We start from the raw sequence: 18,821 nt of genomic DNA, 5'->3' as shown, positions 1-18,821 counted from the left end.
ATAACAATCCGTAAAATCACGGAGAATTAATAGGTAAAAAACGTATCATTTAACATAAAAAATTTACGAAATTTGCAATACTAACTAACATTCTACTATAAAAGCTAACATTATGAAAACAAAACCTATCTTTAACGGAGACACCATTGAGTTAACAGAGGCTCCAAACACGATGTCTTCATCATTTGTTCAAAAATTAGTTGATAACTACCGTGATAATCAATTAGCTGCAATCAATACCAAATTTGGGATTGAAGATGCTCATTCTATCCGTTTCGATTTATCAACCTTGAAAAAATTTATTTCAGATATTGAGAATGAAGCGAAAAAAGTAAATCCAGCAATTACAGAAAATGATTTAGGCGTTAGATTTTATTATGCAGCATATCCACAGGTTGAAAACTGGAACACAATGGAAGGCACTCCAATCGGAACGAACTATGCAGGAAAACATACTTTAGTAATGATTCCTACATTGAAAATGGAGAATACAGAAGGAGAAACTTTAAGTTATGACTTCAATCCTTTGGACGCTTCCACTTATAATCAGAACAGTGATAATGATGGCGAACAGGGAGAAGTAATGGCAATGAATAAGGCTTTATCAGCTATTTTATGTCAGAATCACGGAAATCTTATTCCGCCAGATAATACTGTAACAGAATCATTCTAAATTTTTTATATTTAATCCAATATTAAACTAACACAATGACGGACTTCCAAAAAGTGATATATGAATCTTTGTTCTGGAGTGAGGGTATCGCTGCACTTATCTCAATTTTATATTATAACCGTATAAAAAATCAGTCTTGGAAGTACTTTGTATTTTATTTAATATTTATTTTTCTGTGTGAAGCAATTGGAAAATGGGGATCACTTGTTGTTGATTATAATAAGCAGGCATTCTACAACTATTTTGTAATTCCAGTTCAATTTATCTTTTTCTTTTGGCTTTATGCAGCTAAATCGTTTGAAAAAAAGAAAACATTTCTAGTATTATCCGGAATTTATTTACTTTCATTTATACCAAGTGAATTCATTTTGGATACCGATAAGGTAATGTTTTCGATCAATTACACATTTGGATGCCTAATTTTGATGATACTCGTTGTAATGGAATATTATAAGCAAATTAATTCATCAAATATTCTTAATTTCAGTAAGAATCCAATGTTTTATATCAATTTAGGAGTAACATTATTTTATATTGGGACTTTACCTTTCTGGACATTTTTTCCTCTTATCAGAACATATAGAGAAATCTACAATATCTATTTTGCTTACTTCCTTATTTCCGGGATCGTGATGTACTTATTATTCTCAATTTCATTCATATGGGGAAAACAGAGCTCTTAATAACGTTAATCCTATTCAACATATTTTTTGTGTTGTTTGTCGCCGCGATCATGGTTTATATCCGAAAATATAAGCAGCGTAAAAAGGAATATTTAACTGAAATTGAAATAAAAAACGAGATCCATCAGAAAGAACTTCTGGCAACACAGCTGGAAATTCAGCAGGCGACCATGCAGCAGATCGGGCGTGAGCTTCATGATAATATCGGACAGAAATTAACCCTTGTAAGTCTTTACACCCAGCAACTTTTATATGAAAATAAAGTTCCTGAGGTGAGTGAAAGGATAGAACAGGTTTCACAGATCATCAATCAGTCTTTACAGGATTTGAGGAGCCTTTCAAAAACATTGACGGATGACAATATAAGTCAAAAGGAAATCGTAACTTTAATACAGGAAGAAGTTGACAATACCAACAGCTTTAAAAAGTGTAAAGTTAATTTTCAGCATAATTTCGAAAACCTTGATTTAGACTTTGTTCAGAAAAATATGCTTTTAAGAATTACTCAGGAATTCATTCAGAATAGTATAAAACACGCAAAATGTAAAAATATTTTCATTAATCTGAACACTTCTGACGAATCTTTTTGGGAATTGAATATCAAGGATGACGGCTTGGGATTTGATCGTTCGAAGATCACCTCAAACGGAATCGGTTTAACCAACATGAAAAACAGAGCCGAGATCATCGGGGCAGATTTCAGCCTTGAAAGCCAGAAAAACCTCGGAACTACACTCAATATTATTTTAAAAAAACAGCCATGAAAAAAACTATAGTTATTGTTGATGATCATGTACTTATCGCAAAAGCTTTAGAAGGAATTATTGATAATTTTAAAGATTTTGAAGTAATTTATGTTGCTGAAAATGGGAAAGACCTCATCCAAAAATTTGAGAATAACAGCAAAATTCCAGACATCATTCTTTTAGACATCAGCATGCCGATTATGGATGGTTTTGAAACTGTATTGTGGCTCAAAGAAAATCAGCCAAACATCAAAGTAATGGCGCTGAGCATGCAGGGTGACGATAAAAGTGTCATTAAAATGATCAAAAACGGAGCAAAAGGTTATTTACTGAAAAACACCCACCCAAAAGAACTTGAGAATGCTCTTATTAAATTAAATTCAGACGGTTTTTTCTATCCGGAATGGGCTTCAAAGATCATTTTTTCTAATATGAATAATGATAAAGGCACTGAAAACGGAGTAAGAATTTCTGACCGCGAAAAAGAGTTTTTACGATACACCGTAACCGAACTCAGTTATAAAGAAATTGCCGATAAAATGTGCTGTAGTCCAAGAACAGTTGAAAGTTACAGAGATCAGCTTTGTGATAAATTAGATTTAAAAACGCGTGTCGGTTTGGCAGTTTTTGCTATTAAAAATGGCTTTGCGGAATCATAATTTACATATTTCCAAATACACATTTAAACATAAAAAAATCCTTTTCGGTCTGAAAAGGATTTTTTTCTTTATTTAATTTTTTCTATAAATTCTTAGAATTATCTGCCGGCGTGTAATCCATAAAAAGACCACCGTCTAAATTCACAGATTTTACTTTCTTTTTAATCGGAATCGTTAAAACAGCCTGTTTTTGATCTTTCTCCCAAAGTGATGGCGAGAAATGAAGCTTTTCCACAGTTCCGTCTTCGTAGGTCAATATCGCTTCAAAAGGAATGGCAAAACCACCTACATTATCAATATTAACGGTTAAAAGGTCGTTCAACTGAGAAACGTTTGCGATTTTTAAATCAATATAATTATTGGTATAAAACCAGTTATTGAAAAACCAATTTAAATTTTTCCCTGAACCTGAGTTCATAGAATAGAAATAATCCCACGGAATTGGGTGTTTTCCATTCCAGTTATCCATATAATGATGTAATGCTTTTTTGAAAACTTCATCACCCAAATAATCTTTTAATGCTAAATAAGACAGAGACGCTTTCACGTAAGAATTGTTTCCATAACCTGCTCCACTTACCTGCGTACTCATCGAAATAATCGGCTGATCTTGTTCTGCAGAAGGATCATTGATCCATTTTTTAACTCTAAAATTTTGATAGAATTCTTTGGCTGCAGCTTCTCCGTTTTCATCAATTCCAATTAAATATTCCAAAGTCGTTGCCCAACCTTCATCCATAAAAGCATAACGCGTTTCGTTGATGCCCATGTAGAAAGGGAAATACGTGTGTGCAATTTCGTGATCCGCCGTTAATCTCGCATCCTGAAAATTATCCGGAACCGTTGAATCATTGATCATCATTGGATATTCCATATCTGCATATCCCTGAATTGCCGTCATCACATTGTAGGGATATTCTACACCCGGCCAGTTTTTTGAGAACCAATCCAGATTATAACGCATCCAGTCTACATAATGTTCAAAATCTTTTGCTCCTGCTTTGTATCCCGCTTGAACACTGGCTCTTTTTGTTTTCAACTGAACACTTGCTGCATCCCAAACGTAATGATTGCTCAAGGCAAAACAGAAATCGGTGATATTATTGGCCTTAAATTTCCAGACATTCCACTTATTAGGTTTAGTTACTTTCCCCGATTTCATTTCCTGTTCGGTGGCAACGTGTATCACTTTGTCACTTTTTAACGAAGATTTATATCTTTTTAAATATTCCGGTTGAAGTACGGCATCAGGATTTAAGAAATCTCCCGTTGACCAAACCACATAGTTTTTCGGAGCCGTAATCGCGAAACTATAATCATTAAAATCGTTGTAAAACTCCTGTCTGTCGGAGTGCGGAAGCATATCCCAACCGTTGTAATCGTCGTACACAGAAATTCTTGGGAAAGAATAGGCTATATAGAACGTTTCGGAATCAATTTGCCCTTCTCTTCCACTTTGCACAGATAACGGATATTCCCACTCAATTTTAACCTCAGCTTTGGCTTTAGATTTTAAAACTGAATTTAATTTTACTTTTTCAACCGTTCCCCAATCGTCACTATTTACTTCGTATTTTTCACCATTTACGATGAAAGATTTGATATGTAGACCTGAAGACAAAAAGTCTTTGGAAACAGATCCTGACCTTGGTGACTGTGGTTTATGTAAGTTATTAACGAATCTTATGGCTAATTCATTCAGATCATTCGGGCTGTTGTTAGTATAAACAATTGTTTCTTTCCCAGACACGACTTTCGTGTTGGCATCAACCTTTACATCAACGTTATAAATCCCTTTATTCTGCCAATAGTTTTTTCCCGGAGCGCCAGAAATATCTCTTGTTCCGTTTTCATAAGCTTTCTTAATATTTCTCGGCATATATAATTCCTGCGCAGAAATCTGACAAGAAATTGCAAAAGCAAACGCTAAAATTATCCCTCTCATTTCAATTATTTTACAATAAGTATTCAATTTAACATAAAAGTAACAAAAATGGCAATATCTAGTTGCGCTTTGCATTAAAAACTTTTTCCTCTTTTTTGATTTAATTGTCTTTTCAATTAAAATTTTACATTAAAATACAAAATAGCAAGAAAATTAAAATCCTAAAACGGTCATTTAGAATACAAATATCTAATTGCAATAATATTAATATATTCCATTATAAAAACTCTTATCTTTATTCTATCAAACAGTAAGAGTGTATTTTATAACTTGCATAATAGATTTCTAATTGATTTAATATAAATAGTATGATCGATTTTAAAAAGGCAATTCATTTGGTGTATAGCAACCCCGGAAGAGGAAATTTAGAATCTTATTTCAAAACCCATTTCCCCGAGGATAAAATACAAATTCACTGTATTTATAATGATTTAACGACAGGACCTTTGAATGATTTCACATCTGCTCCTGACTTTGAAAAATTCAGTTCATACTGGAAAACTATCGATGCTGTTTGTTCACCTGAAACAATTGAAAACAATGAAGAAAACAGCATAAATTTCAATGATTTATCAAAAGAATTTAGCATTGATTTCCCAAAAGAAACCCCGTTAATTATCTGGCATGGAAGTGATGCTGGCGAAAAACTGATGTTATACCGTTACTGTAATCTTTTAAAGAATAGGGATTTATATGAAATCAATCTGGATGATTGGCCAACAACGTTAAAGAACGACTATAGAACCAATTGTTTAGCCATACAAAATCCGGAAGATCTGGACGGAGTTTTCAATATTTTAAACGAGATTGATGAAAATACGAAATCGTTTTATGCAAATGAATGGGAAAGACTGAAAAAAGATCAAAAAACAAATAGAATATTGCAAGATGACCGTGTAATTTCTGTAAATGAGGATTATTATGACCAAAGTATTTTAGATAACTGCACTTCAGACTATCAAAAAGCAGCGAGAGTAATTGGCGAAACAATGGGGAAGCAAAAATCTACGATTGGAGACTATTATCTTTTGTATAGAACTCATATGTTGATCGATCAGCAACTACTAGAATATCAAGGTGATCTGTCGATAATGCGAGATTTAGAAATCAGAAAAAATAAGCTTCATCCCGTAGAATAAAGCTCATTTTTATTTTAATTTAAGTATTTCATTAAAACTGTAAATCTACCAAGACCGGAAAATGATCGGAAGGATACAACAAGTTTTCTCTTCTGTCATTGATGTGTCGGTGAGATTTTATCTTTAATCCTTTTACAAAAATATAGTCGATTCTGTTTTTCGGAACTTCATTTACATTGAAAGCTGTAAAAGTACCAACAGGGCCATAATGTTTTGATTCTGAATTATAAAAACTGTCCTTCATATTTTGTGAAAGAATTTTAATGGGTTCAGAATCATCTGTTAAATTAAAATCACCAGTCAATGTTACCGGTAAATTTTTAGGGTTGATTTCTTTGATTTTCTTTAGAATTAAATCTGCAGACTTTACTCTTGCCACATTTCCGATATGATCAAAATGAAGATTCATTGCTAAAAATTCTTTCTTTGATTTTTTATCTTTAAAAACAGCATAAGTACAAATTCTGTTCAAAGCAGCATCCCAACCTCTTGACGGTTTTTCAGGCGTTTCAGAAAGCCAAAATGTTCCTGAATTTACAACCTGAAGTCTGTTTGTATCATAAAATATAGCCGAAAACTCTCCTTTTTCTTTGCCATCCTCTCTTCCGACACCTACATAATCATAATTTTTCAATCCGTTTTTGATATCTTTCATCTGCTCGGGAAGCGCTTCTTGAACTCCGAAATAATCCGGATGATAATAATTTAATAAATCTACTGCATCTTGTTTTCTCACTGTCCAGGCGTTTTCCTTATCCGATTCTACCTGAAGCCTGATGTTGAAACTCATCACTTTTAGATCCTGCGAAAATCCCAACGCAAAAAACATCAGCAATACCATTGAAAATCTGAAATTCATATTCATCTATTTTAAATTAATAAGACACAAAAATAAAACTTCTCCGTGAGAGAGAAGTTTTAGATGTATAATTATTATGTTAATTCTTGCAATAAGCAATAAGCAATAAGCAATAAGCAATAAGCAATAAGCAATAAGCAATAAGCAATAAGCAATAAGCAATAAGCAAAATTAACTCATCAGTTATAATTTATAATTTTTAGTTTGACTTTTTTGCTTTTATCATTGCTTCCAGCGCATCCCACATTTCCTGCGGAATATCTTCCAGCATATTGAACTCTCCTGCGCCTTGTAGCCATTCACCACCGTCGATGGTTACTACTTCTCCATTCACAAAAGATGAAAAATCAGAAACCAGATAAGCGGCAAGATTCGCTAATTCCTGATGTTCTCCTACTCTTTTAAGCGGATTTTTCTTCGCTAAATCAAATTGATCTTTCATATCTCCCGGAAGCAATCTGTCCCAAGCTCCTTTCGTTGGGAATGGTCCTGGCGCGATTGCATTGAATCGGATGTTATATTTCCCCCACTCTACAGCAAGAGATCTTGTCATGGCTAAGACGCCTGCTTTTGCGCAAGCGGATGGAACGACATAAGCAGAACCCGTCCAAGCGTAAGTCGTTACGATATTTAAAACTGTTCCCGGAGTTTTTGAATCAATCCAATGTTTTCCGATGGAAAGTGTACAGTTTTTTGTTCCTTTCAACACAATATCTAAAATAGAATCAAAAGCAGAATGTGTTAATCTTTCTGTTGGAGAGATGAAGTTTCCGGCTGCGTTATTTAATAGAATATCAATTCTTCCGAATTCTTTCAAAGCAGCTTCTTTCATCGCTTCTACCTCATCCCAGTTTCTTACGTCACATGCAACACAAAGAACTTTTCCGCCCGTTTCGTCTTCTAATTCTTTTGCAGTTCCTTGTAATTTCTCCAAATTTCTGGAAGTGATGACCACTTTTGCACCTAATTGAAGGAAATATTTGGTCATTGCTTTTCCTAGACCGCTTCCACCGCCTGTAACGATGGCTACTTTATCTTTCAGTGCATCTTCACGCAACATCGGTTGTGTATATAGATTCATATTGTTTTAATTTTTCCTAAAAATAACAAATATTAAAATGTAATGCTTTAAAATAAATCAAGAAATGATGCTATAAATAACTGTTTTACATTTTATAGTCTTTATCGCAAAAGAATTGGTAATTTTTCACCAAATTTTTAAATGGGAAACTGCAACCCTAGCCCCGATTGCAGCTTTGTTTGAGCTCATTTTTCAGGCTTCGGGTTTCGGCGGCTTCGCCGCCGAAACCCGAAGCCTGAAAAATAGCGAGTGCGGAAAGCGGGAAAAAGCTTCAAATAAAAACAAAAAACAGCCTGACAATAAATTATCAGGCTGCTTTTATATTGAACAAGATTAAATTAATTATGCAGTAACAGTTCCTTTAAACGAAAGTGTTTTAGGAGTTTTGCTTTCGCTTGTTGTAACGTTAACCGTTTTCATGAATGGACCTGCAGCTGCAGCATTAAAACTAGCTTCTACAAATCCTTTTTTTCCTGGAAGAATAGGAGTTTTAGTGTAATCTGCTGTAGTACATCCACAAGATGGTGCTACATTTTCGATAACAATTGGCTTTTTAGATGTATTTGTAAATTCAAATCTGATCAATTTTGGTTTTCCCTGAGGAATATTTCCAACGTCAATAGATTCTGATTTCCATGTGATATCAGCTTTAATTGTTCTCACAACAGGAGTTCCTTCAGTAGGAAATACATTTGCATAAAATGGAGAACATGCTAACACTGCTAAAAGAGCTGTAATTTTTAAATTTTTCATGAGTATAAATTTTATTAATAGTTAAATATAAAAAACAATTATTATTTTTTGATATAACAAATGTAAAGCTGATTGTTATTTCAACATGTTAACCGCTATCAAACATTTGTTAATAAGTTGTTAATGATAAAAGATTAATAGATATTTTTGGATAATATTGCTTCATTAAATGGAAATAAAGAAACTCAATATTATTATTACCCTCGGCTTTGTCGCTATTATCGGAATTTTGATAGCCCAACTTCTATGGACAAGACAAGCCTATAATATTGAGGATGAAAAATTTAACCAAACCGTAAATATTGCTTTACTCGAAGTCGTGGAAAAATTATCCGGAGGAAAAACTTCTTTTAGTGAAAATCCGGTTCAGAATATTTCCAACGACTATTATGTGGTTAATATTAATAATGAATTTCATCCCGAAGTATTGGAATATTATTTGAAAACAGAATTCACTCGTTTACAGATAAATACCGATTATGTTTACGCATTATACAATTGCCAAAGTGATAGAATGATGTATGGAAAATATGTTTCTAAGCATCAGGAAAGTCCAAATATGGCTATTAAATTTCCAAAACATAAAAATTTAGTCTATTATTTTTCTATACGCTTTCCCGATAAAACGACGTATCTGATCAGTTCATTACGTTTTTGGTATTTACTCACCTTTGCTCTTATTATCATTCTTTTGGTATATGTTTATTCTATTTATACTATTATCCAACAGAAAAAATTCTCTGAGCTGCAGCGTGATTTTATCAATAATATGACACATGAGTTTAAGACTCCTCTTTCTTCTATACTTTTGGCTTCAGAAGCGCTCACAAAGCAAGAACTCATTAAGGAAAACCCTAAGCTACAGACCTACACTTCTATCATTACCGATCAGGGTTATAAGCTTAATAATCATATTGAAAAAATATTGAATATCGCTAAAAATGATGCTTCCGGACTGTCATTAAAACCTCAGAAAATAATTTTATTGCCTTTCATTCAGGAAATTGTCGATACGATAAAACAAAAAAATGAAAATCTTTCTATTCAAATAGAAATTGACAGTAATATTTCAATCATTGCTGATGAATTTCACTTTACAAATATCATTTATAACATTTTAGACAACTCCATCAAATACTGCGAAACGAAACCTACTATTATAATTTCTTCCTTTAAAGATTCAAAAGGTTTATATTTAAAATTTAAAGATAACGGGATGGGAATTCCACCTAAAAATATCCCTCATATTTTTGATAAATTTTACAGAGTAAATACAAAAAAAAGTGATGAGGTAAACGGTTTTGGATTAGGTTTATTTTACGTAAAAAAGATCGTTCAGCAACATAATTGGAAAATTTCAGTGGAAAACAATAAAGATGAAGGAATTACGATAACTCTATTTTTACCGTCTTAAAAATATCAGTGCAAACCATGGAAAAATCTAAAATTTTATATGCAGAAGATGACAATACAATCGCTTTCCTGATTCAGGATAGCTTGGAGAGTTATTATGATATAGATTGTTATCCTGATGGAAAATCGGCATTGGAAGCATTCAATACCAAAATTTTTGATATTTGCCTTTTAGATATTATGATGCCCGAATTAAATGGGTTTGAATTAGCACAATACATTCGCGATAAAAACTCTGAGATCCCCATTATTTTTATTTCTGCGAAAGCTTTGAAAGAAGACAGAATTAAAGGTTTGAAAATTGGCGCAGACGATTATTTGGTAAAACCTTTCAGTATTGAAGAGCTTATTCTAAAAATTGAAGTTTTTCTAAAACGTTCAAAGAAAACAAACACCACTCCATCAAAATATAAGGTCGGAAAATATGACTTCGATCCTAGAAACTATACTTTACAAGATTCACTAAATACGATTACCCTTACCCAAAGAGAATCTGAACTGTTATTATATTTTATCAATCATAAAAACAGCGTTGTAAAAAGACAAGACATCCTTAAAGCAATTTGGGGAGATGACGATTACTTTATGGGACGGAGCTTGGATGTATTTATTTCAAGATTGCGAAAATTATTGGCTGATGAACAAAATGTAATTATTGAAAATCTACACGGAATAGGTTTTAGGTTTTCTGAAAAATAGCCTTTCAATAATTTACTACATTTTTGTTTTATCTCTAAATCTTAAATTCATTGAAAATTTAACCGCAAAAGGTACAAAAGCTCTCTGCAGATTTAACCATTGTGTTTTATCATTAGAAAGCAAAAGCCACTCAAAAGAATAAAAATCAAAGATTTTTTTAAAAACTTATGTGCTCTTATTAGCAGTTTAATAATTAACTTAAAAACACTAAAGTGTTAATCTTTTGTCTCTTTTGTGGTTAAAATAAACAGCTTTTTTTAAATAATAATTATTCTTTGATTTTGATTACTTTTATCATTCGAAAATTTACTTATCCATGAAAAATTCGGGAACTTCTGTTTTTCTATTATTTTTATTATTTAGTTTACATCTTAAAGCTCAACAATTCGAAAAGCTCTATCAATATGTAAATCCATTGATTGGAACTGAAAAAATGGGACACACCTATCCCGGAGCAACGGCCCCTTTTGGAGCTGTTCAATTAAGTCCGGAAACAGATACCATTTCTTATGAACTCAACGGAAAATACAATGGCGATGTTTATAAATATTGTGCCGGATATCGTTACGAAGACAAAACGATTGTAGGTTTCAGTTCTACCCATTTTAGCGGAACAGGACATTCCGATTTAGGAGATTTCCTCGTAATGCCAACGGTTGGAAAATTACAGTTGAATCCAGGAACCGCTTCAAATCCTGAAAGTGGCTACAGAAGTAGATTTTCTCATCAAAACGAAAAAGCAGAAGCAGGATATTACAAAGTGAAGCTTGATGATCATAATATTTTAGCTGAATTAACCGCCACAATGAGAGTCGGAGTTCATCGCTACACATTCCCAAAGTCTGATCAAGCTCATATTATTTTAGATTTGATGGCCGGAATTTACAATTATGGGGGTAAAAATGTCTGGACGTATGTTCGAGTAGAAAACGGAAATACCATTACAGGTTATCGACAAACGAATGGTTGGGCAAGAACTAGAACGGTTTATTTTGCCATGAAATTTTCAAAACCATTTAAATCTTATGGTCAGAAAAATTATGACGGGAAGCAAGTTTATAATGGTTTCTGGAGAAAATTTGACCAGACTAAAAACTTTCCGGAGATAGCTGGAAAGAATCTGAAAATGTACTTTGATTTCGATACAAATGAAAATGAAGCCATTGAAGTTAAATTGGCAATTTCACCCGTAAGTCAAGTGAATGCACTAGAAAATTTAGAAAAAGAAGTTGGTAATCTATCTTTTGATGAGGTGAAAGCAAAAACTCAGGAAACTTGGAATAAAGAATTAAATAAAATTGTCATTAAAGGTTCTGAAGCTGAAAAGACAAATTTCTATACTGCGATGTATCACACTTTTATTAATCCAACAACGTATACAGATGTCAATGGAGAATATAAAGGTTTAGATCAAAATATTCACAAAGCAGAAGGTTTTACGAATTATACTACCTTCTCGATTTGGGATACCTATCGTGCGCTTCATCCTTTCTTTAACATTATTCAACCTAAAAGAAATGGAGATATGGTGAAGTCGATGATGGCTCATTATGATCAATTCTCAATGAAAATGTTACCTATTTGGTCTCATTATGCGAATGATAATTGGTGTATGAGTGGTTATCACAGTGTGAGCGTGGTTGCCGATGCTATTATTAAAGGAAATTATAACGGTGACGCAAAAGCTGCGCTAATGGCTTGCGTTGAAACAGCCAACAAAAAAGATTATGAAGGCATCGGACAATATATTGATTTAGGATATATTCCTGCAGAAAAAAGTGGGACTTCGGTTTCCAATACCTTAGAATATGCTTATGACGATTGGGCGATTGCTCAATTGGCAAAACATTTAGGTGAAACAGAAGTTTACAATCAATTCATCAAACGTTCTGAAAACTGGAAAAACAATTTTGATAAAACCATCGGATTTATGCGTCCTCGCTTAGCGGATGGAAGTTTCAAAAAAGATTTTAATGCACTGAGTACGCACGGACAAGGTTTCATTGAAGGAAATTCTTGGAATTACAGTTTCTTCGTTCCTCAAAATCCGGATGAATTAATTAAAATGATGGGTGGAAAGAAAAAATTTGCTTCAAAATTAGATGAGTTATTCACAATGCATTTACCAGATGAGTTTTTTGCAGATACAGAAGATATTACAAGAGAAGGAATTATTGGCGGTTACGTTCACGGAAATGAACCGGCTCATCATGTTGCCTATTTTTATAATTGGGCTGGGCAACCGTGGAAAACTCAGGCGCAGATCAGACGAATTTTAGAAATGCAATATAAAGCCACTCCCGATGGATTAGGCGGAAATGACGATACCGGACAAATGAGTGCGTGGTATATTTTGAGTTCGCTTGGTTTTTATCCTGTTGCTCCGGGCTCGGAAGACTATGCGATTGGAAGTCCAGCTGTAGATCATGCCGTTCTGAATTTAGAAAACGGAAAAACGTTTGAAGTTGAAGCGATTAATCAAAGTCCGAAAAATGTATATGTTGAAAAAATTCTTCTCAATGGAAAAGAAATAAAAAACTTTACATTGAAGCATTCTGAGATTATGAATGGCGGAAAATTGAGTTTTTATATGAGTTCTAAAGCTAAAAAATGATTTGTTTAAACACAAATAACACTAATATTTTACACTAATTTTCACAAATAAAATCTGCAAAGCTGTCATTCAGAGCGGAACGCAGGGGAGCGTGGAATCTAAGCATAGCTTTAGTTACATTGTTTAGATTCCTGCGGAATAACAAATATTATATAAAACTATCCCACGGATTTCACGGATTTTCACAGATGATTGTGTATATTTTTTTTAATTGAAAAAATACAATCCGTAATTTGAATACGACAATCATGGTTTTGCATACACCCGATTCTTAATTTCTGTTCAATTTTGTATTATAAAATCAACAACAAGAATATGGACAAAGTAAAATTAGGAAATCAAGGATTAATAATTCCGAATATCGGTTTGGGGTGTATGGGAATGACAGGTTTTGGAGATGCAGATATGTATGGTAAAACCGATGAGAAAGAAGCTATTGCAACGATTCACCGTTCTTTAGAATTGGGAGGTAATTTTCTGGACACCGCAGATTTGTACGGACCTTTCAAAAATGAGCAATTGATAGCAAAAGCTATTGAAGGTAATCGAGATCAATATATTATCGCAACAAAATTCGGATGGGAAATTGATGATAACGACCAAGTAACATGGAAAATTAACGGAACTAAAGATTATGTAAAAAAATCTGTCGAACGTTCTCTTAAAAATCTAAAAACTGATTACATTGATTTGTATTACATGCACCGTCTCGATAAAAACACTCCAGTTGAAGAAACGGTAGAAGCGATGAGTGATTTGGTTAAAGAAGGGAAAATAGGTTATATCGGTTTGTCTGAAGTCTCTTCTGAGACTGTGAAAAAAGCACATGCTGTTCATCCAATTACAGCTTTACAAAGTGAATTTTCTCTTTTTGAAAGAACGGTTGAAGAAAAGGGCGTAATCAAAACGTTGAACGAATTGGAAATTGGTTTTGTAGCATATTCACCTTTAGGAAGAGGATTTTTATCCGGACAAATTCGTTCTATTGATGATCTGCCTGAAAATGATTTCCGAAGAGGAATTCCACGTTTTCAAGGGGAACATTTCCATAAAAATATTGAATTGGTAGAAGCGATTGAAGATCTGGCAAAGGAAAAGGACATCACTTCTTCTCAACTGGCATTAGCTTGGATTATCAGCAAAGGAATTATTCCAATTCCGGGAACGAAACGAAGAAAATACCTAGAACAGAATATTGAAGCAAGTAAAATTGTTCTAAGTGAAGCTGATCTACAAAAGCTGGAAAGTATCGTACCTTTGGGTACAGACACCGGAGCAACGTATGACGAATTCGGAATGGGACTTTTGGATTATTAATTTGTAACTTTAATTGTTGAAAATAACTCAAACCTCATACGTTTTTGAAACCTATGAGGTTTATATTAAAGCGCAATACGATCGCGCCCCGGCTTGAACGGAGTTCTTTTTGTGGAGCGAAGCGGAACAAAAAAGCGGGAGTGGAAGACGGAAAAAGGCGCCATAAAAGTTAAAAAAGTTTAAAAATTATGAACACGATACAATCTATTTCGGCATTTCACAGGTTGCTTTCACTTCCTGAACCAAAACATCCGATGGTAAGTGTCATTAACCTTCATGAAAGTGTTTTTATTGAAGATGATGTCTGGAAAGGTTTTGTGAGCAGGTATTATTGTGTCGCCCTGAAACGAAATGCGAAGGGGAAAATAAAATACGGTCAGCAACATTATGATTATGACAAGGGTGTTTTGAGTTTTACAGCGCCCAATCAGGTTCAGTATCTGGATTTGCAGACGATGGATTGTGAAAATACGGGTTATCTGCTTATTTTTCATGAAGATTTTCTGTTGAAGCATTCGTTGGCAAAGACGATTTCTTCTTATGGATTTTTCTCGTATGCTGTAAATGAAGCCTTGCATTTGTCTGAAGATGAAGAGAATGATTTGCTTGAAATCATGAATAAAATCGATAAGGAATGTCTGCATATCGACCATCATACGCAGGAAATTATTTTGTCACAGATTGAATTGTTACTGAATTATTCGAAGCGTTTTTATGAAAGACAATTTATTACCCGAAAAAGTGGAAGTCATCAGCTTTTGACGAAATTTGAATCTTTTTTGAATGATTATTTTGATAAAGAATCTTCTGATAAAGGACTTTTAACGGTTCATCAAATTGCTGAAGCGATGAATCTTTCTGCTAATTATTTAAGTGATCTTTTGCGGGTTCATACGGGACAAAATACACAACAGCATATTCACGAAAAGCTAATCAGTAAAGCAAAGGAAAAGCTTTCGACGACTGAACTTTCGGTAAGCGAAATTGCTTATGAATTGGGATTTGAACATTCTCAGTCTTTTTCTACTCTATTTAAAAAGAAAACGAATATGTCGCCGTTGGAATTTCGACAGTCTTTTAATTAAATCTCCCACAGATTTCTCAGATTTTCACAGATGATAGTGTTTAAATATTTGCATTATCTGCAAAATCTGCGAGAGAAAAATTATGTTTTGGCTAAAGCCAATTTTGAATATTAAATGAAAAAGCGGGCTAAAGCCCGCTTATATTGATATAATTAGTTTGTTATAATTTATTCCTGAACTTCAAAAAGCAATCGCTCTCCGAATTTTGTATCATTAATTTTTCCGTTATCATACACCAGATTTCCGTTGACAAAAGTGTGGGTAACTTTGGAATGGAAGTTCGTTCCTTCCAAGGGACTCCAGCCGCATTTGTAAAGGATGTTTTCTTTGGCAACTGTCCAGTTTTCATTTAAATCAACTAGAACTAAATCAGCTTTATACCCTTCTCTTACGAAACCTCTTTTTTCAATCCTGAACAGAATCGCAGGATTATGAGACATTTTTTCAACAATTTTTTCTAATGAAATTTTTCCATTGATATAGTTTTCCAGCATCACAACCAGGGAATGTTGAACCAAAGGCGCTCCCGAAGGACATTTTGTATATACATTTTGTTTTTCTTCCCAGGTGTGAGGCGCGTGGTCTGTTGCGATCACATCAATTCTGTCATCCAACAAAGCTTCCCAAAGTGCATCTTTGTCTTTTTGCGTTTTTACAGCAGGATTCCATTTGATTAATCCGCCTTTTGTATCGTAATCTTCATTCGTGAAAGTTAAGTGATGAACACAAACTTCTGCCGTTATTTTTTTATCTTTTAAAGGAATATCATTTCTGAAAAGTTCCATTTCCTTTGCAGTTGAAAGATGGAAAACATGAAGTCTTGCTCCTGTCTTCTGTGCTAATTCAATTGCTTTTGATGAAGATTTATAACAAGCTTCCTCACTTCTGATTAAATGATGGAATTTCACAGGAATATCTTCACCGTATTCATCCATATATTGTTGAGTATTTGCTCTGATGGTCGCTTCATCTTCGCAATGAACAGCGATCAGCATTTTTGTATTACTGAAAATATTTTCTAATGTTTCAGGATTGTCGACCAACATATTTCCTGTTGAAGAACCTAAAAACAACTTAATTCCGGGAACATTTCTTGGATTTGTTTTTAACACTTCTTCCAGATTATCATTGGTTCCGCCCATCATAAAGCCGTAATTAGCATATGCTTTCTGAGAACCTATTTCATATTTATCAGCTAACAATTCTTGCGTAACGGCATTCGGAACAGTATTTGGCTGATCGATAAAACTTGTAATTCCGCCAGCGATGGCAGCACGAGATTCAGTTTCAATATCTCCTTTATGAGTCAATCCCGGATCACGGAAATGCACCTGATCATCAATCACTCCCGGCAAAAGATATTTTCCTTCACCTTCAATAATTTGATCAGCCTCTTCCGAGATATTGGAATCTATTTTAGAAATTAAATCATTTTCAATTAAAATATCACCTTCAAAGATCTGGCCTTCGTTAACGATTTTTACATTTTTGATTAAGGTCTTCATTTATTTTTTTAGAAATTAGATGTTAGACATTAGAAGTTAGAAAAAGTTTTAGTTAAAAATTATGCGAATCTTTCATCACTAATTTCTAACCTCTAATTTCTAGCTTCTACATAAAAGCAAAATTAAGGTTTATGAATGAATTTTAAGATCGTTCACAAAAATCTATTTCTAAATATTTACATTTGCAGAAAAAATTTCGACATTGTATAAGAAACTATTAGGGCAGACAATCATATACGGAGTAGGTGCAATTGCGCCAAGAATTATTTTATTTATTCTTAATCCACTTTTGATTTATAAAATTCCCAATGAAGGTTTTGCTACTTTCACACAGCTTTACGCATGGATTTCGTTTGTGAACATCATACTTTCTTTTGGTTTTGAAACAGCTTATTTTAGATTTTCTGCAGAAGAAGGAAATGAGAAAAAAACTTTCAATACTTCTTTTTGGTTTTTATTTTCAACCTCTACTGTTTTCCTTGCGTTGTGTTATTTATTTAATCAGCAGTTAGCAGATTATGCCGGATATCATGATAATCCTGAATACATTAAATGGTTCGCTTTAATTGCATTTTTTGATAATTTATTAGTGATACCTTTTGCTTGGTTACGTTTTCATAATAAACCAATAAAATATTCAGTAGTAAGGATCGTTCAAGCTATATTTCAGGCAATTTTTACGGCTGCGTTATTTTTCTGGATTCCACAAAGTATTTCAAGAAGCTTTGGACTAGACCAAAATGTAGATTATCCCTTCTTTAGTAATCTTGCGGGAAGTGCATTAGGGTTTTTATTATTGCTTCCGATTATAGTAAAGGTAAGATTTCAATTCATTACTTCTTTGTTTAGGCGAATGATCAAATATTCATTCCCATTGATGTTAGCTGGTTTAGCATTTATGGTTAATGAGAATTTCGACAAATCGATTCAAAAAGGTCTTATATCAGATGAAGAGGCCGGTGCTTATGGCGGTTGTTACAAATTAGCCGTTTTGATGACACTATTTGTTACCGCTTACAGAATGGGTATTGAGCCTTTCTTTTTTAAACAAATGGACAAAGGCGATTCTAAAAAAACGTATGCAAAAGTTGCTGAATATTTTGCATTTTTTGCCTGCGCTGTTGCACTAGGAATTATTGCGAATATTTCTTGGTTAAAAAGCGTTTTTATTCCTAACAAATCTTATTGGATCGCGATAGATATTATCCCAATTATTGTCCTAGCCAATCTTTGCTTCGGAATTTACTATAACTTTTCAACTTGGTATAAAGTAACAGATAGAACAAGTGTTGGAACGATTATTTCTTGGCTTGGAGCAGGGATCAATATTGCATTGAACCTTTTAGCGTTAAAATATTTCCACAGTATGATTGGTTCCGCATGGGCTACTTTTGGAGCTTATGTCATCATGATGATTGTATCTTATCTATTAGGTCAGAAATATTATCCGATACCTTATAGAATGAAAAAAATGTCTTTCTTCCTGATATTACTTGGTGTTTTCAGTTTTATCATTGTGAAATATCTTAACTATAATATCTTAATGAGTAATCTATTATTCATAATTTTCATTGGAATTTTATTTTACTCCGAAAAAGATATGATCCTCTCCCGAATCAAAAAAAGCTAAAAATTGGTCTCTCTTTTGAT

The 18,821-nt window shown here is 33.4% G+C and carries 16 protein-coding genes; 11 read left to right on the top strand and 5 right to left on the bottom strand.

The window, feature by feature from the left end:
- Positions 1-112 precede the first annotated feature (112 nt).
- Genes SB689_RS21585 through SB689_RS21570 form a run of 4 tightly spaced genes read left to right on the top strand, consistent with a single transcriptional unit; the run spans position 113 to position 2,761 of the window.
- Positions 113-673 carry a hypothetical protein gene (locus SB689_RS21585; RefSeq protein WP_410694147.1) on the top strand — a complete coding sequence of 187 codons (561 nt, stop codon included), beginning with the start codon at positions 113-115 and terminating at the stop codon, positions 671-673.
- Between the two features lie 35 nt (positions 674-708).
- Complete coding sequence (locus tag SB689_RS21580) at positions 709-1,356, top strand: hypothetical protein (protein WP_410694146.1); 648 nt, start codon at positions 709-711, stop codon at positions 1,354-1,356.
- 29 nt (positions 1,357-1,385) lie between these two features.
- On the top strand, positions 1,386-2,120 hold the full coding sequence (locus tag SB689_RS21575; protein ID WP_228394358.1) for a sensor histidine kinase: 735 nt from the start codon (positions 1,386-1,388) through the stop codon (positions 2,118-2,120).
- Positions 2,117-2,761, top strand: coding sequence for a response regulator (locus SB689_RS21570; protein ID WP_410694145.1), 645 nt, complete (start codon positions 2,117-2,119; stop codon positions 2,759-2,761). The genes SB689_RS21575 and SB689_RS21570 overlap by 4 nt, the downstream gene beginning before the upstream one ends.
- Positions 2,762-2,843: 82 nt before the next feature.
- Here SB689_RS21570 and SB689_RS21565 read toward each other — a convergent pair whose 3' ends face one another.
- Entirely contained in the window at positions 2,844-4,706 is a 1,863-nt protein-coding gene (locus tag SB689_RS21565) for a M1 family metallopeptidase (protein WP_410694144.1), read from the bottom strand.
- 308 nt (positions 4,707-5,014) lie between these two features.
- Between SB689_RS21565 and SB689_RS21560 the strand changes: the two genes are divergently transcribed.
- The gene (locus tag SB689_RS21560; protein ID WP_410694143.1) at positions 5,015-5,845 is read left to right on the top strand and encodes a DUF3658 domain-containing protein; all 831 of its coding nucleotides are present in this window, start codon (positions 5,015-5,017) and stop codon (positions 5,843-5,845) included.
- A gap of 31 nt (positions 5,846-5,876) precedes the next feature.
- Here SB689_RS21560 and SB689_RS21555 read toward each other — a convergent pair whose 3' ends face one another.
- The 3 genes from SB689_RS21555 to SB689_RS21545 form a co-directional block, all read right to left on the bottom strand.
- Positions 5,877-6,704 (bottom strand): endonuclease/exonuclease/phosphatase family protein, encoded by an 828-nt coding sequence (locus tag SB689_RS21555; protein WP_410694142.1) that lies wholly within the window; start codon positions 6,702-6,704, stop codon positions 5,877-5,879.
- A gap of 199 nt (positions 6,705-6,903) precedes the next feature.
- Positions 6,904-7,785 (bottom strand): SDR family oxidoreductase, encoded by an 882-nt coding sequence (locus SB689_RS21550; protein ID WP_410694141.1) that lies wholly within the window; start codon positions 7,783-7,785, stop codon positions 6,904-6,906.
- 342 nt (positions 7,786-8,127) lie between these two features.
- Positions 8,128-8,538 (bottom strand): DUF1573 domain-containing protein, encoded by a 411-nt coding sequence (locus SB689_RS21545; protein ID WP_410694140.1) that lies wholly within the window; start codon positions 8,536-8,538, stop codon positions 8,128-8,130.
- 169 nt (positions 8,539-8,707) lie between these two features.
- On the opposite strand from SB689_RS21545, the gene SB689_RS21540 reads away from it, so the two are divergent.
- The 5 genes from SB689_RS21540 to SB689_RS21520 all read left to right on the top strand — a co-directional run bounded on the left by SB689_RS21540 (position 8,708) and on the right by SB689_RS21520 (position 15,666).
- Complete coding sequence (locus SB689_RS21540) at positions 8,708-9,952, top strand: sensor histidine kinase (protein WP_410694139.1); 1,245 nt, start codon at positions 8,708-8,710, stop codon at positions 9,950-9,952.
- A gap of 17 nt (positions 9,953-9,969) precedes the next feature.
- On the top strand, positions 9,970-10,650 hold the full coding sequence (locus SB689_RS21535; protein ID WP_410694138.1) for a response regulator transcription factor: 681 nt from the start codon (positions 9,970-9,972) through the stop codon (positions 10,648-10,650).
- A gap of 316 nt (positions 10,651-10,966) precedes the next feature.
- Positions 10,967-13,264 (top strand): GH92 family glycosyl hydrolase, encoded by a 2,298-nt coding sequence (locus SB689_RS21530; protein WP_410694137.1) that lies wholly within the window; start codon positions 10,967-10,969, stop codon positions 13,262-13,264.
- 315 nt (positions 13,265-13,579) lie between these two features.
- Positions 13,580-14,581, top strand: coding sequence for an aldo/keto reductase (locus tag SB689_RS21525; RefSeq protein WP_410694136.1), 1,002 nt, complete (start codon positions 13,580-13,582; stop codon positions 14,579-14,581).
- A gap of 188 nt (positions 14,582-14,769) precedes the next feature.
- A complete protein-coding gene (locus tag SB689_RS21520) occupies positions 14,770-15,666 on the top strand; it encodes a helix-turn-helix domain-containing protein (protein ID WP_066752618.1) in 897 nt (298 codons plus the stop codon).
- Positions 15,667-15,833: 167 nt separating this feature from the next.
- On the opposite strand, the gene SB689_RS21515 is transcribed toward SB689_RS21520, so the two are convergent.
- Positions 15,834-17,171 (bottom strand): dihydroorotase, encoded by a 1,338-nt coding sequence (locus SB689_RS21515; protein ID WP_410694135.1) that lies wholly within the window; start codon positions 17,169-17,171, stop codon positions 15,834-15,836.
- Positions 17,172-17,373: 202 nt separating this feature from the next.
- Here SB689_RS21515 and SB689_RS21510 point away from each other — a divergent pair, with 202 nt between their 5' ends.
- On the top strand, positions 17,374-18,801 hold the full coding sequence (locus SB689_RS21510) for an oligosaccharide flippase family protein (protein WP_410694134.1): 1,428 nt from the start codon (positions 17,374-17,376) through the stop codon (positions 18,799-18,801).
- Positions 18,802-18,821: the final 20 nt, after the last annotated feature.

It is taken from the genome of Chryseobacterium sp. SIMBA_038 (genome assembly GCF_046535115.1).
Classification (GTDB): domain Bacteria; phylum Bacteroidota; class Bacteroidia; order Flavobacteriales; family Weeksellaceae; genus Chryseobacterium.
The sequence above is the reverse complement of the archived record's forward strand: the minus strand, read 5'-3'. Positions and strand labels throughout refer to the sequence as shown.

Bases quoted from the DNA above. Each gene is read 5' to 3' on its own strand.
- SB689_RS21585 (WP_410694147.1), top strand. From the start codon at position 113: ATGAAAACAAAACCTATCTTTAACGGAGACACCATTGAGTTAACAGAG.
- SB689_RS21580 (WP_410694146.1), top strand. From the start codon at position 709: ATGACGGACTTCCAAAAAGTGATATATGAATCTTTGTTCTGGAGTGAG.
- SB689_RS21570 (WP_410694145.1), top strand. From the start codon at position 2,117: ATGAAAAAAACTATAGTTATTGTTGATGATCATGTACTTATCGCAAAA.
- SB689_RS21565 (WP_410694144.1), bottom strand. From the start codon at position 4,706: ATGAGAGGGATAATTTTAGCGTTTGCTTTTGCAATTTCTTGTCAGATT.
- SB689_RS21560 (WP_410694143.1), top strand. From the start codon at position 5,015: ATGATCGATTTTAAAAAGGCAATTCATTTGGTGTATAGCAACCCCGGA.
- SB689_RS21555 (WP_410694142.1), bottom strand. From the start codon at position 6,704: ATGAATTTCAGATTTTCAATGGTATTGCTGATGTTTTTTGCGTTGGGA.
- SB689_RS21550 (WP_410694141.1), bottom strand. From the start codon at position 7,785: ATGAATCTATATACACAACCGATGTTGCGTGAAGATGCACTGAAAGAT.
- SB689_RS21545 (WP_410694140.1), bottom strand. From the start codon at position 8,538: ATGAAAAATTTAAAAATTACAGCTCTTTTAGCAGTGTTAGCATGTTCT.
- SB689_RS21540 (WP_410694139.1), top strand. From the start codon at position 8,708: ATGGAAATAAAGAAACTCAATATTATTATTACCCTCGGCTTTGTCGCT.
- SB689_RS21535 (WP_410694138.1), top strand. From the start codon at position 9,970: ATGGAAAAATCTAAAATTTTATATGCAGAAGATGACAATACAATCGCT.
- SB689_RS21530 (WP_410694137.1), top strand. From the start codon at position 10,967: ATGAAAAATTCGGGAACTTCTGTTTTTCTATTATTTTTATTATTTAGT.
- SB689_RS21525 (WP_410694136.1), top strand. From the start codon at position 13,580: ATGGACAAAGTAAAATTAGGAAATCAAGGATTAATAATTCCGAATATC.
- SB689_RS21520 (WP_066752618.1), top strand. From the start codon at position 14,770: ATGAACACGATACAATCTATTTCGGCATTTCACAGGTTGCTTTCACTT.
- SB689_RS21515 (WP_410694135.1), bottom strand. From the start codon at position 17,171: ATGAAGACCTTAATCAAAAATGTAAAAATCGTTAACGAAGGCCAGATC.